At 56.4% G+C, this 14,504-nt stretch carries 13 protein-coding genes and 1 pseudogene; 3 read left to right on the top strand and 11 right to left on the bottom strand.

Going from position 1 to position 14,504, the window contains the following annotated elements; all coding sequences use genetic code 11:
- Nucleotides 1–57: 57 nt before the first annotated feature.
- The 5 genes from HAP41_RS16485 to rfbC all read right to left on the bottom strand — a co-directional run bounded on the left by HAP41_RS16485 (nucleotide 58) and on the right by rfbC (nucleotide 4,555).
- Nucleotides 58–1,086 (bottom strand): hypothetical protein, encoded by a 1,029-nt coding sequence (locus HAP41_RS16485; protein WP_224580820.1) that lies wholly within the window; start codon nucleotides 1,084–1,086, stop codon nucleotides 58–60.
- 66 nt (nucleotides 1,087–1,152) lie between these two features.
- Nucleotides 1,153–2,022 carry a glucose-1-phosphate thymidylyltransferase RfbA gene (gene rfbA / locus HAP41_RS16480; RefSeq protein WP_166099732.1) on the bottom strand — a complete coding sequence of 290 codons (870 nt, stop codon included), beginning with the start codon at nucleotides 2,020–2,022 and terminating at the stop codon, nucleotides 1,153–1,155.
- 14 nt (nucleotides 2,023–2,036) lie between these two features.
- Nucleotides 2,037–2,921, bottom strand: coding sequence for a dTDP-4-dehydrorhamnose reductase (gene rfbD / locus HAP41_RS16475; protein ID WP_166099739.1), 885 nt, complete (start codon nucleotides 2,919–2,921; stop codon nucleotides 2,037–2,039).
- 8 nt (nucleotides 2,922–2,929) lie between these two features.
- Nucleotides 2,930–3,979, bottom strand: coding sequence for a dTDP-glucose 4,6-dehydratase (gene rfbB / locus HAP41_RS16470; RefSeq protein ID WP_166099744.1), 1,050 nt, complete (start codon nucleotides 3,977–3,979; stop codon nucleotides 2,930–2,932).
- Between the two features lie 12 nt (nucleotides 3,980–3,991).
- The gene (rfbC, locus tag HAP41_RS16465; protein ID WP_166105966.1) at nucleotides 3,992–4,555 is read right to left on the bottom strand and encodes a dTDP-4-dehydrorhamnose 3,5-epimerase; all 564 of its coding nucleotides are present in this window, start codon (nucleotides 4,553–4,555) and stop codon (nucleotides 3,992–3,994) included.
- Nucleotides 4,556–4,963: 408 nt separating this feature from the next.
- Here rfbC and HAP41_RS16460 point away from each other — a divergent pair, with 408 nt between their 5' ends.
- From HAP41_RS16460 to HAP41_RS16450, 3 genes are all read left to right on the top strand, one after another.
- Nucleotides 4,964–5,737, top strand: coding sequence for an ABC transporter permease (locus HAP41_RS16460; RefSeq protein ID WP_166099748.1), 774 nt, complete (start codon nucleotides 4,964–4,966; stop codon nucleotides 5,735–5,737).
- A gap of 2 nt (nucleotides 5,738–5,739) precedes the next feature.
- The gene (locus HAP41_RS16455) at nucleotides 5,740–6,528 is read left to right on the top strand and encodes an ABC transporter ATP-binding protein (protein ID WP_166099751.1); all 789 of its coding nucleotides are present in this window, start codon (nucleotides 5,740–5,742) and stop codon (nucleotides 6,526–6,528) included.
- Between the two features lie 344 nt (nucleotides 6,529–6,872).
- Nucleotides 6,873–7,895: an acyltransferase family protein gene (locus HAP41_RS16450; protein ID WP_166099755.1), complete on the top strand. Its 1,023-nt coding sequence runs from the start codon at nucleotides 6,873–6,875 to the stop codon at nucleotides 7,893–7,895.
- A 69-nt stretch (nucleotides 7,896–7,964) separates the two neighbouring features.
- On the opposite strand, the gene HAP41_RS16445 is transcribed toward HAP41_RS16450, so the two are convergent.
- The 6 genes and pseudogenes from HAP41_RS16445 to HAP41_RS16420 form a co-directional block, all read right to left on the bottom strand.
- Nucleotides 7,965–9,038 carry a glycosyltransferase family 2 protein gene (locus tag HAP41_RS16445; RefSeq protein ID WP_224580821.1) on the bottom strand — a complete coding sequence of 358 codons (1,074 nt, stop codon included), beginning with the start codon at nucleotides 9,036–9,038 and terminating at the stop codon, nucleotides 7,965–7,967.
- Nucleotides 8,980–9,822, bottom strand: coding sequence for an NAD-dependent epimerase/dehydratase family protein (locus HAP41_RS16440; protein ID WP_166099758.1), 843 nt, complete (start codon nucleotides 9,820–9,822; stop codon nucleotides 8,980–8,982). The genes HAP41_RS16445 and HAP41_RS16440 overlap by 59 nt, the downstream gene beginning before the upstream one ends.
- A 164-nt stretch (nucleotides 9,823–9,986) precedes the next feature.
- The gene (locus tag HAP41_RS16435) at nucleotides 9,987–11,213 is read right to left on the bottom strand and encodes an acyltransferase family protein (protein WP_224580822.1); all 1,227 of its coding nucleotides are present in this window, start codon (nucleotides 11,211–11,213) and stop codon (nucleotides 9,987–9,989) included.
- 111 nt (nucleotides 11,214–11,324) lie between these two features.
- The gene (locus HAP41_RS16430; RefSeq protein WP_166099768.1) at nucleotides 11,325–13,394 is read right to left on the bottom strand and encodes an acyltransferase family protein; all 2,070 of its coding nucleotides are present in this window, start codon (nucleotides 13,392–13,394) and stop codon (nucleotides 11,325–11,327) included.
- A 66-nt stretch (nucleotides 13,395–13,460) separates the two neighbouring features.
- Nucleotides 13,461–13,604 (bottom strand): annotated as a pseudogene (locus tag HAP41_RS16425) (IS256 family transposase); the annotation flags it as partial.
- A 130-nt stretch (nucleotides 13,605–13,734) separates the two neighbouring features.
- Nucleotides 13,735–14,451 carry a class I SAM-dependent methyltransferase gene (locus HAP41_RS16420; RefSeq protein ID WP_166099772.1) on the bottom strand — a complete coding sequence of 239 codons (717 nt, stop codon included), beginning with the start codon at nucleotides 14,449–14,451 and terminating at the stop codon, nucleotides 13,735–13,737.
- Between the last annotated feature and the right edge of the window lie 53 nt (nucleotides 14,452–14,504).

The following is a 14,504-nucleotide window of genomic DNA, read 5'->3' as shown; positions in this document are numbered from 1 at the left end:
GGCAATTCTCCCCCGTCACCCTCCCGCGGCGATCGGATTCCGGCGCATTTGCCCTGCTCATAACGTACCGGAGATGGTACCCTGGTCGTCGCCCCAGGTCATCCTCGTGAAAGTGCGCTGCCCGGCCGCATTCATGTTTTGGAACGCCCGAGTCTGGTTGTCCTTGACGAGAAGATTGCGCTGGCCTCCAAGGCGAAATGTGCCGCTTTCGGCCCATTCTTCCATCCCGTAAACGCGTCCGTCCGCACCCACCACCACGATTTTCAGGCCGCGCTGAAGGATTCGCTGCGTCAGCCCGCCCGGCCCGCTTTCGAAAAGGTATGAATCGTTCTTGGTTTCGATCGATTCGGGCAGTACATCGAGAAAGACCTGTCGTTCGATCATGAAAGCATTTGTTCTGATGTGCGGATTCGGAAAAGGCGCCATGTCGTTCAGGCGCGCCAGCGCGCCGCCGGGCCCGATCTCGTTGGCCCAATACGCTTCAAACTTATCGTCCAGCGTGCGGTCGTGGCGTGACGAGCGCACAGCGAAATAGGAAATCGCGGTTGCCACCACCCTAGTCGCCAGCTGCTTCGGCAACCGCGTCCTGATTGCTCGGAACAACCGTCGGAGGCCGGCCGGTTTTGGAATCCCCTCATTCTGAAACAGCCACCATCCCTTTTGGACGTGCTTCATGCTGCTGAGAAGGCTTTCATAGGAACCGGTGGCCCCAGCGATTCCGACCGCCGGATCGGCAAACGCCGAACGCAGTTTGCGAAGCCAGTTGTCAGACGTGATTTCCGAGAACGTGTTGAGGAAGACCACACGCGTGTGGGGAAGCTGCGCAGCAGCCTTGGCATAGGCGTTGATGTCGAAGCCGTCATCCGACACTGAAATGAAATGAGGGAATGCACGCTTCAGGACTTTGTCGAGCGTGGATTCCCCCGGCGGGAAGCCTTTTCGAACCACCACGCAATCATGCGCAATCCCGGGTGGATGACGCTCGAAGGATTCAATGAAATTCGTGACCGGTCCTTTTCCTTCGGCATGGCGCGCCAGATAAACAACAGCGAGATCGCTGGTGAAGGTTGAAGCCTGGCCTGACACGACGTTGTTGTCCTTGTTGCTGGATCACCGAAGCGAAGACCTGCGGCGATGATCGGAAAGACAGGCTCACAGGGCTTCAGCGAGGTCGCTGATGTAGCGCGCATAGGCGCTCTTTCCCAGCGCCGCGCCCAGGCGTGCCAACTGATCGCGATCGATGTATCCTTGGCCGAAAGCCACCTCTTCGGGACAGGCGATCCGAAATCCCTGTCGCCGCTCGAGCGTGGCGACAAAGTCGGCGGCTTCCAACAGGCTGTCTGGCGTACCGGTGTCCAGCCAGGCAAAGCCGCGCCCCATCAGCTCAACCGCAAGCTGTCCGCGCTCAAGATAGGCCCGGTTCACATCGGTGATTTCGAGTTCGCCGCGTGCTGACGGCTTGATATTGGCCGCAATATCGACAACTCGGTTATCATAGAAATAGAGTCCGGTAACGGCGAAGTTCGACTTCGGCTGTAGTGGCTTTTCCTCGATCGAGGTCGCATTGCCCTGCTTGTCGAACGCGACCACGCCATATCGTTCCGGATCGGCGACGTGATAGGCAAACACCGTGGCGCCGGTCGTCCGCGACGTGGCGCTGGCGAGCAAATTCGGCAGGCCATGGCCAAAGAAGATGTTGTCGCCGAGAATGAGCGCCGGAGCGTCGCCGCCAATGAAATCGGCGCCGATCACGAACGCCTGCGCCAGACCTTCAGGTTTAGGCTGCACCGCGTAAGACAGCGACAGCCCCCACTGATTGCCGTCTCCCAACAACGCCTCAAACAACGGCAAGTCTTGCGGCGTCGAAATGATCAGGATGTCGCGGATGCCGGCCAACATCAGCGTGGTCAGCGGATAATAGACCATCGGCTTGTCGTAGACGGGCAGCAACTGCTTGGAGGTCACAAGCGTCATGGGGTAGAGGCGAGTACCGCTCCCGCCAGCAAGAATAATGCCCTTCAAAGCAGATCTCCCGTTCAAATCCCAAGAAGACGATCAAGGCAATCCGTCAGAGACTGCTTCAGCGGAGGCAGCCCCACATCGAACACCGCCGCCAGTTTTGCGCTCGAAAGCTGCGAATTTGCTGGTCGGACGGCAGCTGTCGGATAATCGGAAGTCGAGATCGGGTCAAGCAATATGGACCGCCCGCCGCGGGACGCGGCGAGATCGGTGATCTGTTTCGCGAAGGCGTACCAAGTCATCGGGTCGGGCCCGGCAAGATGCGTGACACCCGCATAATGTGGCTGCCAGCCCCCCGCCACCCGGCCGGCGATGCCGCGGATCGCGTCGGCGATATCCGGCGCATATGTGGGGCAACCTACCTGATCGTTCACTACCCGCAGCCGGTCGCGTTCCGATGCAAGGCGAAGAATCGTGCGCACGAAATTACCTCCAAACGGCGCGTAGACCCATGACGTACGCAAAATAACGTGCCTTGGGTTCGCCGCGGCGACAGCTAGCTCGCCCGCCAACTTGGAGCGGCCATAGACGCTTTGCGGGTTGACCGGATCGCTCTCGACATAGGCGCCGGTCTTCATCCCGTCAAAGACGTAGTCGGTCGACAGATGGATGACCGGAATGCCTTGATCCGCGGCCGCCGCCGCTACAACGCCTGCACCATCGCGATTGAGCGCAAATGCGAGATCGGGTTCCGACTCAGCCTTATCCACCGCCGTGTAGGCCGCGGGATTGACCACCACGTCGGGACGGAATGCGGCAATGGCTCGCTCGATCGAGACCGCGTTCAGCAGATCAACGTCTGGTCGTCGGCCAAAGCCGAACTCAATCTCCTTGTCGGCGGCCGCAGCCTCCCGGAGGGACCGCGCGACCTGGCCCTCGGCGCCAATCACATAGATTCGCACTTGTGGATTCACGCCCCCACCAGACCGAGACGTTCGCCGCCATAGACCCTGTTCCGCAGCGGTCGCCACCAATCTTCGCGCGCGAGATACCACTGCACTGTTTTTTCGATCCCGGTTTCGAACGTTTCCCGCGCTCGCCATCCCAGATCGGTTTCGAGCTTGCTGGCATCGATCGCGTAACGCTGATCGTGCCCCGGGCGATCGGCAACGAACGAAATCAGCTCGTGATGCGAGGCGTCGTTCGGGCGCAGGCGATCCATCCACGAACAGATCTGCCGGACCACTTCGATGTTGGTCCGCTCATTGCGTCCGCCGATATTGTAGGTTTCGCCGGGTCTGCCTGTTGCGAGAATGATGCCAAGCGCCCGGGCGTGGTCGTCGACAAACAGCCAATCGCGGACGTTGGAGCCGTCGCCATAAACCGGAAGCGACTTACGATCCAGTGCGTTGAGGATAACCAGCGGAATCAGCTTTTCGGGAAAATGATAGGGCCCGTAATTGTTGGAACAATTGGAGACGATGACAGGCACGTCATAGGTTCGGTGCCAAGCTTTCGCCAGATGGTCGGAAGCAGCTTTAGTGGCCGAATAGGGAGAACTGGGATCGTAGGCCGTGGTTTCTGTGAACAGCCCGTCCTCTCCGAGCGACCCGTAGACCTCGTCCGTCGAGACGTGCACGAAACGGAAATCATCCGCATTTTTCTTGGCCGACGCGATGTAGCGGCGAGCCGTCTCGAGCAGCGTGAAGGTACCAACCACATTGGTTTTTAAGAACAGGTCGGAGCCGGATATCGAACGATCGACGTGGCTCTCAGCGGCGAGATGAACCATTGCGTCCGGCTGGTATTTCTCGAAGATCGCAGCCATCGCGGCGCCGTCGCAGATATCGTGCTTTTCGAACGCAAACTGCGGACTGGACGCAACCAGCGCCAGTGACGCCATGTTGCCGGCATACGTCAATTTATCGACCACGACGACGTCATGGCCGAGATCGGCGATGAAATGACGACATACCGCCGATCCGATAAAACCGGCTCCTCCAGTCACGATCACCCGCATTGCGCGACCTCCTCACCCGCCGAATTGAAAACCCGGAGGGACATCTTTCAAACGCGGCTGCTTCCGGTCCTTGTCCGATAAGACCACGTCACCCGGCGAAATCCGCCAATCGATGGCCAGGTCAGGATCGTCCCATGCGATACCACGATCGCAGTCCGGCGCGTAGTAATCGGTAACCTTATAGATGACTTCGCAATCGTCGGTCATTGTGACGTAGCCATGAGCAAAGCCAGGCGGCACCCACAATTGACACCAGTTCGCCGCCGACAGTTCGACGGCAACGTGCCGGCCGAAGGTCGGCGAGCCTGCCCTGATGTCAACGCCGACATCGAGAATTGCTCCGCGCGAGCACCGCACCAACTTACCCTGCACGTGGGGCGGAAGCTGGTAATGCAATCCGCGCAGCACGCCTTTCTGCGTCGATAAAACGTGATTGTCCTGCACGAACGCCGCTTCGACGCCACTCGAAAGAAGCGCGTCCGCACGAAATGTCTCCGAAAAAAATCCCCGGGTGTCGCCATGCCTCGCGGCGGTCACCAGCAGAATGTCCGGAATCTCGAGCCGTTCAATTTTCATATCCACTTTCGGATGTTGGTCTTTTGTATCCGCTTGCGTCTGATGCCTCAATTGGACGAACATGATCAACAGAATTCTGGTTCGCGCCAGGTTCCTCTGGTGCATGCCTTGTTGGCGCTCGCTCCCAAACCGGCCGCAATCTATAATTATTCAAGCATCTGCGCGCTAGACGCGACTGATGTTGTATGGCCTAAGACATTGTCTGGAACTTGCATCATGTCTGACCGCATCGTGTACTTTGGTCGCATGACATTGAAAACATTGCGATTTTCCGGATCGAAATCCGAACTTTGCCTACAGCCACCACAAAGTTGAAATCGATCGATGTTAGCGACTGTCGAAACACGAACCGGCGAAGGACGTCCGCCGGCGACCGCTACTTGGGGTGCCGGACAAAAGTCCTCCGAAATGGCCATTGCCGACATTCGGGACGGTTTCGCCGCCTGGCGTCTGTGGGGCCGGATGGGATGGAACGACATCCTTCAGCGCTATCGCCGCTCTGTGTTGGGACCGTTCTGGCTGACCGCCAGCATGGCAGTCATGGTGGTGGCGCTGGGATTCCTCTACGCTGAACTGTTCAACACCCCAATTCGCGATTTCGTGCCCTTTTTCTGCACCGGTCTGCTGGTCTGGAATCTGCTCGCGACCTTCCTCAGCGAAGGGGGCATGATCTTCACGGCGGCCGAGTCCTATATCAAGCAGGTCCGGCTGCCCTACTCGATCTATGTTTATCGGTCGAGCTGGAGCAAGATCATCATCTTCGCCCATAACTTCGTGATCTATTTTGGGGTCCTTGTCTATTTTGGGATTTGGCCCGGCGCCACGGCCTTACTGGCGATTCCCGGACTGATCCTCCTTGTGTTGAACGGCACGCTGGCAACGGTCTATATCGGCATTTTGTCCGCCCGATTCCGCGACATCCCACCACTCATCAACTCCGTCGTGCAGCTAATATTTTTTGTTACGCCCATCATGTGGAAGCCCGAATTGCTCCATCGCCGGGCCTATATCGCCGACATCAATCCGTTTTTCCATCTGATCGAGATCGCGCGGACGCCGTTGTTAGGAAATGTTCCCACCCTCAAGAACTACCTTGCCGTGCTGTTGATCACGGCCGTCAATCTTGGGCTTGCCGGTTTGGTCTTCACGCGCTTTCGCCCGCGTATCGCCTACTGGATCTGACGATGATGAATACCGACAATATTCAGTCAGAACTGACGATGGAAAATGTCAGCGTGTCGTTTCCCATCTATCATGGCGGGTCGCGGTCGTTGAAGAAGAGCCTGCTATTCCGTAGCTCCGGTGGCCATTTGGCAACCGACGCTAACCAGCGCATCGTCGTCGAAGCGCTGCGAAACGTCTCGACGCATATCGCCGCCGGCGATAGGGTCGCGCTGATCGGATCAAACGGCGCCGGCAAAACTACCTTGCTGCGCGTGATGGCTGGCATTTATGAGCCGGTCGTCGGCACGGTCCGTACTCGCGGGACGATCTCTCCGATGCTTGACATCGGTCTTGGCATTGATCCGGACATCAGCGGCTATGAGAATGTCCGCATGCGCGGCCTAATCCTCGGCATGACGTCCGACGAGATCGCCAGCAAAATGCAGGACATTTCCGACTTCACGGAGCTAGGCGAATATCTGGACATCCCGGTGCGCACCTATTCCTCGGGTATGATGACGCGATTGACCTTTGCGGTGGCGACCAGCTTTGCCCCCGAAATCCTATTGATGGACGAGTGGATCATGGCTGGCGACGACAGATTCATCACCAAAGCCAGGCATCGCATCGACAATTTCGTCGCGAAGGCGAGCATCCTGGTGCTCGCTTCCCACAGCGCCGAGACCTGCCGCCAGTTCTGCAACAAGGCGCTCTGGATGGATCGGGGCATTATCAAAGCGGCAGGTTCCCTCGAGGAGATCCTCGAAATGTACGCGGAGACGCAAAGAGACCGCGTCGAACTGGCGTGAGCGTCCGTTACAGGCGGCTGAACAATACCCCCACGAGAAGCCCCAGATTGTCGATGAAGCTTTGCCGCAAGACACCGGACTTCCAGATCAGCCACAGCGACCATGCGGCCTGCCTGATCCTGCCGTAACAGTCGAGGACAGATGAGCATTGCCCGATCACGAGCAATGGAGTGTCGCTATACAGATGGCAGACATTTCTCGGTCGCTGGCTCACAAGATATGGGAGAACGGGCGAAAACGGCCTTTCTAAAACTTTTGAGCAAAAGCGCGACGTATGCGATGCCACGCTCGTGCCTGGGTGAAAGTCTTTACGCACTCGGGTTGCGCCACTAGGCTCCGGCACCATGCAAAAATTCCAATCCATCCAAGTGCTGCGCGCTTTAGCCGCCAACATGGTGGTCGTATTCCATTTCGTAGGTCTTAACGCGAGGATCGACCCGTCGTACCGAGCAATTGAGTCCGCCATTGCAAATCTGGGCATCGGGGGCGTGCATTGCTTCTTCGTTATCAGCGGGTTCGTGATTACGACTGTCGCGCAGCGTGAGCATTGGCGGCAATTTCTTTTCTCGAGAATTGTTAGGATTTACCCGATTTATTGGGTTTATTTGGCGCTGATGGTGGCGTTTTATTTGGCAAGAGGCTGGCCCGATCCCGCCCCCGCCTTTCTTAATTCGGTTTTTCTTCTGCCTGCGACGACCCCGCTTTTACCGGTGGGATGGTCGCTGGTCCATGAGGTCTATTTCTACGCAGTGGTGGCGCTCGCACTCGCGCTGGGACTCTCTATGGTGCGGCTTCTCACAGGCTGGGCCGTACTGATCGTCGTCGCTCAGCTATTTACGACATCCACAAATCCTGTATTGCAGATCGTGACGCACCCCTACACGATTGAATTCATTGCTGGCGGATTCATCGCGTTAGCGAATGTACGACGTCATGGATTGGCAATACTCGTAACCGGCGCAGCCCTTGTCGCGGTTGGACAACCCTTGTGTGGATTACTTGATCCCAGTCAGCAATGGTTGCGGATGTTGCTGATCGGCTCACCCTACATGTTGGTGGTATATGGAGCGATTTCGCTTGAAAGCACTGGCTGGGGGGCGCCCCCTCGGTGGGCGATCAAACTGGGCGATGCTTCGTACTCCACTTACCTCAGCCACTTTCTGTTGCTTGCACTTTTGACCCGCCTTTTCTCGACCCAACAGCACGGCTTGGTCGATCAGATTTTATTCGCAGGTTTGTGCATAATTGCAGCGAACATTTGGGGCGTGTTGAGCTTCAATTATCTGGAGCTACCGATGCTTCGGATTGTACGAAATAAAAGGGCAGGAGGAATCGTCGCACAACATACGGCGACAAACATAGGTTGATCGCGATCAGTCCTGCTTGAGCTGACCCAGAGGCGCAAAGAGGCAACGTCGAGATGGCGTGAAGCGGCCTCACAGGCGACCAAACAGCGCTCCTACGAAAAGCGCGAGATTCTCGAGGAAGCTTTGCCGGTAAACACCGGATTTCCAAAGGAGCCATAGCCGCTTGGGCGATGCTGCCAAACGCGCTTGGGTGTAGAGGGCGAGGACGAGTGCGTTGTGCGGCGTCAGCAGGCTTCGCATGCTGCCTAGCACGTTCAGGTTTACCTCATTCCACATTGCGAAGCGGCCACCCAAGAATGCGAACGATCGAACAAGCCGAGCCCGCAGACCGATGTTAGCTCCGACAAGATTTTCCACATGTTGTCTGTATCTTAGGCTGGGCCAGGGATCGTAATGCGCAACGCCGCCGATCCCCGTCACGACCTGGTACGTCCACCAATCGTGCGATACCAGAGCAACCTCAGCCGGCGTGGCCAGAAGCGCCAGCCGCGCAGCGCGATTGAACACCATCGTGTTGCCGCCGCCGATGTTCTGCACCAGGGCATTCTGAAAAGTTGGCTCGCGTAAGAAGAGAGGTGAGAAGCCAATCGGCGCGCCGCTCTCTTCGATCAACTCGGTTCGCGTAAAATACAGAGCCGGACGATCGCTCGGACGCGCTTCGAACCAGCTCACCGCCTTCGCAAGTTTCTCCGGAAACCAGACGTCGTCTTGGTCGCTGTAGGCGAACAGGTCGCCGTCGATATCGTCAGATCGGACCAGCGACGCGAAATTCTGCCAGAAACCCATCTGCGGCCCTCGCCGCACCACCACCCGCTGGGGAACCTGCTTGGCAAACTCCTCGATGATCTGAATCGTATCATCCGTGGAGCCGTCGTCGGACACCAGCAAATCCCAGTTGCGATAGGTCTGCGCCTTATAGGAGTCGATTTGCTCCTGAATAAATGGGGCGCCGTTTCTGGTCGCGAGCAGAATGACGACTTTAGGGCTTGCTAATGGCAACTGGGATGATTCCTGATTGAGCCTCTCGCAGCCGTCGCTGCGACGACGCTGGAAATAGACTCGATCATCTCTTAGACTATCCATTTTATTTTTCAAATCGCGGATGAAAACCCCGCGGATTCCAGCCAAAATCGCGGACTGCAAGCGCGGGATCGAACACCATGTCCTTCGCCATCCGGGCGCCCATCGCGGCATTTGCATTCGGAAGCAACGGCTTTGCTAGGGCAAATGCCAGCCGCCAGACAAATGGTGGTACGGATATGATCCGACGCGGCTCGCCGAGTGCGTCGAAAATCCGACCGACCATCTCACGATAGCTAATCGTCTCACCACCCGGCAGCGCATAGGTTTTGCCGATTGCCGCGTCGCTTGCTGCCGCGGCAATGGCCCCGATCGCCAGGTCTTCCGCATGCACGGGCTGCCGCAGCCCGGCGCCGTCACCCATCAAAGGTAGCATACCGAACCGCCGAATGAGCCGCGCCAGCCGCGAGACGTTGCCGTCGCGGCCCTCTGCATAGATGATAGTCGGGCGCAGGATGGTCCAATTGACGTTGTAGCGCTCGCAGGTGGCGATCAGTCGCCTCTCCCCCTCCGCTAGCCGCTGCAGCAGCTCGCGCTCTGCTGCGACTTCGGATTCTATCTTTGTGACGATGCTGGTGGAGGTAAAGGCGACAACACGTCTCAGCGTCGGCGTATAAATATACGGCAGCGCATCCGCCAACAGACCAACCTCCGCGGTGCAATACAAGGTCTCGAACGAAGGCGGTTTCAAGGTCTCGGGCGTGGCGAGATCACCCTGGAGCCACACTACTCCGCAACTGCGATGGTTTACCCGGGACAACGCCAAAGGCGTTTCGCCGGACTTGACCAGATGCTCGACGATATAGCCTCCGACGATCCCGGTGGCGCCTACAACGAAACTCTGCATCCCCATCCACTCACTGCGGCGGCGCGGCCTTCATCGAACAACGCGATCAGGACGTCCTATATCGGTCTACCGCCTGACGTCGCCCCCGGTCGTTAATCCTGATCGGGTGGCGCCGGGAGTTGGCAAGTTAGCAGCCTGGCGCTCTATTGGAGCCCCTCTGCCGATCACTTCAAGATATCACCAGGTCCCGCCCCCGCCGCAAGGTCGGAAAGAGGCGCTGTTAGATCGCGATGGTTGGTGCCAGCCGAAATGGCCCACTCTCCGGAAGTAATCGCCCGGCCTGAATTGCGCCGCATGCGATAAAATACGGACAGAAACCGCCGTTCTGATTTTGCGATTGCTCGGAATGCGGGCCACACACTGTCTAGCCATGTCACCAGCCCGATCCGCTTTCGTATCCTGAGCATTGGCTGCTCGACCAGCAGTGCCGAAAGCGTACCTGCCCCGAGCGTAATAGCGAAAGCGAGGAGACCCTTGCTCCAGAAGCTGACAGGCAGGCCTGAAGTCAGATGTTGAATTGGGAGCGCATACAGATAGACGCCAAAGGAAATATCGAGCTTGGGCGCGGTCCAGCGGGGCAGCGGGAGATCATTCAGGACGACACAGACCGGCGCGATCACCACGAGAACGAACGTCTCTTTATGCCCGCACAACAGCAGCAACAATGCGATCGACAGAAAGCAGGCGATCGCAATCGCCTTTGTCAGCCACCGCTCCAACGCGGCAACGCCGACCCCGCTGGCAAAAAGAATTGCGCATGTCAGACCCCGCTCCCCGAGCCAGATCGGGCCCAATTCCCGCCAGAAACCGAAGACCGCGAAGCCACCGAGCACGACAACAATGGCGCTCGCCATCGCGCGTGCATCGAACCGGCAGACCAATGCGATGATGGCCAAGTAAATGTAAAGCTTCGCCTCCTGTGGAAGCGTCCAGAGCGGAGTGAGGACCTCGGTCGTGCCTAGGCTCGACTCGAAGACCCCTGGCAGATGGTAATCCAGCCCGAAGAAAAGCGTCGAGTCGCGCCAAAAGAACGAAAATGGCGTGTTTCGACCATTGATTCCTAAACCTGGCGGAACAAAATAGTCGCTTAGCGACGAGGTTGTGACCAAAGCGCCCATCACGACGCACAAAGCTATACAAACGATCAAGGCCGGATAAATCCGAAATGCCCGGCTGATGAGGAATTGCGCCGGCGAGCGCGACCGCACCACGCTTTGCGAATTCAGGTACCCGCTGATTGCAAAGAAGACATAGACGGCAAGGCCACCCAACGACCCAACCCATGGAATGAGGGGTTCGTTGAAGCCCGAGATCGAATATTGATGCGACCAAAACACCAACGAGGCGGCTACGAACCGCATAAGATCGAAGTTTCCGGGACGATGGTCCATTACTGCCGAAACAACCTCAATCGCGGACGCCTGTCGTTCAAAAAAATCCCCGGCGACGTTGCGGCCTGGTCCCTCCTGAATGCAGGCCCAACTCCTCGTTTGGCACCCCAATTATCTTATAAGGAATTCTCTAAAGACATTCTCAGCACGCTGACCCATATATTGGCTGCCCGCTCTAGTAAAGTGCAATTCGTCCAGGTAAAGCCACAACCCGTTTCGAACTACCGGGCACTCCTCGTCGCAGAAGTAGTCTACGGGCTTAATAAGGGTAACTCGGTCCGCCCACCTCGCTGCGACTCGTTCGAGCACCGCGTTCACTCGCTCACCAGAGTGGGCAATTTGATCCCGATTGATACTTGGGCAAGGCGCTTGAGGTGCATGCCAGAGGGGACCAGGCAAGAGTCGATCCTTATCGATTTTACAATTCGTCCTTACTTGATCGCCGACAAGCAATATCTTACGTCGGCCCACCGCCAAAACCTCAATTGTTTTTTCAAGGCTAGTCTCCAGCTGGGCTAAGGATCGCTCCTCGCCAGAGGAAAGATCGAGGCGTCCAAAATCAGAGATCGTCGTGTCATCATTGTAGCCGCCCCATGCCTGGGTCAGCACGACATTGCCATCACTCGATCGGAGGCGTGTAAGGATCGATTTTTTCCTTGATTCACAGGCTTCTCGTTGCGATCCCTTCAACGCCATACCAATCAATATCGGGCAACCTCCCACCGTCAGAGTTTCGCCACGAAGGCCAAGCTGTTTCAACAATGGGTCAAGTGCTGCGACATACTGCTGAGCTACCGAGTCACCCACGATTTCCACGCTTAGTGGGGCATCAAACTTTCCAAACGCGCAGATGCTACTGGACGATTTGGCCTCACAGGAAACCACACCGAAGCGTTGCAGCTCCGTCAGCTGTTGTTTTTCCCAGGAAAGGCGCCATGCCCACCCGTCTTGTAAAAATGCCGTGTGAGTGATCGCAACAAGCACCAGGACTGTACCGCCATAGCCGAGTATGGATGTTCGTGATCGCGGCGAGAGCGATCGTGACCTCTCATGAACAAACGGTTTTTCGATGAAGAAATACATTGCAGTGGCTGTTATACCCATGATCGCTATTAAAATAGCGTCGGTGGTCGCTGTCATAACTTCCGCGCCAAAGATAAATCGGGTGAAGAAAATAAGCGGCCAGTGACACAAATAGAGCGAATACGAGATAGCCCCGATTGCCTGAGCCAAAGGGTTAGCCAACCAACATGTCGTCCGGGCATTCGATCCGACGAAAATAACTGCTGCCGCACCAACGCACGGTAACAAGACTGCGAAACCTGGAAATGGCATTGTTGAGGTGAACGTTAAGTAGGACGTGCCGATCGCGAGCATCCCGCCAATTGCGATACTCTCAGCAACAAGATTCGAAACTCGAATTCTTTCTTCGATAAAAATGATTTGCGCGCCGATTGAAAATTCAAAAATACGGAAGGGAGTCAAAAAAAACGCAGCCTGCGGGTCCCTACTGAGCTCCAGTATCGAGAGAGTAAACGATACGCTTGCCATCACCAAGATAATGGTCGCGATCCGGCCTAGCCTGAAGGCCCAGAATAGGAGGGCGGGCCAAAACAAATAGAATTGTTCTTCAAGCGAGAGTGACCAGCAATGCAGCAATGCGAGCTGGTCGGACGCCGTTGCGAAATACTGCTTCGACTCCCGCCAATATTGAATATTCGATATTGAAAGCAAGGCATGAGTTGATTCTTTCGCCAATTGGCGAAAAGCGTCAGGTGGTAGCCAAAGCGCTCCAACCACAAATGTCACGACAACCGTGAAGATGAGGGCGGGCAAGATCCGGCGGCTACGACGGATATAGAAATTCGTGAATGAAAAACGGTTTTGCCGAAGATCGAGTAATGTATTTCGAGAGATAAGATAGCCTGATATTACGAAAAAGATGTCAACGCCTACAAACCCTCCGTCAAATGCACTTATCTTGAGATGACAGAGAACGACTCCTAGAACCGCCACGGCTCGCAGCGCAGCAATCTCCGGGCGAAACCGCGCAGCTTCGGCATTTGCTGTTAGCGGGATCGCGGGGGCGAGCTTAGGCTCGAGAGCAACACGCCGTGATGCCAATACTCCGTTTGAACTCATCCACGCTTGCCTATTTCTCTCTCGGGTGACGACGCTCAAGCGACTGTTTTGGACAATTCTATTGAGATATTGGCTTCCACGCAGATGCGTGAGCTGTCGCCAATTTCAGGCGGCGGCCGATTGACGGTCGGTCGGCTTGGCTATGAGCTCGATCCCGCCGTTGAATGTCCCACCGAGAACGAGTTTTGGCAACTGGTTGTGTCCGTCGAGCCGTCGCCAGCTTTTCTATGCACCCTCGAGCAATTTGAAGTCATTGCGAGCGCGATACGCTACAACAAGACCGCAACTTCCTTGCTGGACGGCATCTGGTCGACGCACTCGCTTGCCTGAAATGATGCCAGGCCCGGCTATTTCGATCCAGAGCATTTAGTCCGGGCAGTCATGTACGCCTGCCTCGTTGGCACACGAAATAGATCTCGTTATTTAAAACGCTTCGGAGAGCTAGGAAAGGCAAGTGGAGGGTCTTTGAGATATAAAAGCCTTTGTGTTTGAGGATTTCGCGCAATCTTATGTGGCTGAAACCTGTATGCGCACCGTACCATTCGACATCGGTAAGCTCTCGTTCGACCTTCATACTGAAGAGGGAACGAAATGCCTGAGCGATGCTGGCTGATTGGCGGCCGCCATGAGCAGTGCGGTAGATGGACTTTAAGAATCCGCTCAGTCCTGTCTCGATTGGCACGCCGATAATGATCCGGGCATGGGAAGACGCAAACGAAGTGATGTTTTGTAGGAGTTCGTCCAGCGACCTATCAGTCAAGTGCTCGCAGACCTCCATGCAATAGATCAGCGTGAAACTGGACGGCTGAGTTTCTAGAAGACTGTCGATGTCTGTAGTCAGCTGCGCTCCTGCGAGAACGCTAGGTTCTGCTTCGGACAGCAATTTAGGACTGGGATCATAGCCAACGAGGTTCCGTCGCTCGAACTTGTCGACTAAAAATGAAAACAAGTGTCCGTCCGCACAACCATAATCGAGCACGCGGTCTGTGGGCAACGGTGACGTAACAAGATCGAGGACTTGGCGATATCGCCTTTTGTGCGCGATTTGCTTCAGCAGCTCGCGCGTATTTCTGGTGTATGAGGCGTACGAAGTCATTTCCTCATTTCCGGAGGGGATGTCCCGATCGCTGTTGAACTACGTCGGGTCGA

The sequence above is a fragment of the Bradyrhizobium barranii subsp. apii genome (genome assembly GCF_011516635.5).
In the GTDB taxonomy this organism is placed as follows: domain Bacteria; phylum Pseudomonadota; class Alphaproteobacteria; order Rhizobiales; family Xanthobacteraceae; genus Bradyrhizobium; species Bradyrhizobium barranii.
This window is presented reverse-complemented; position numbering and strand designations above follow the sequence as displayed.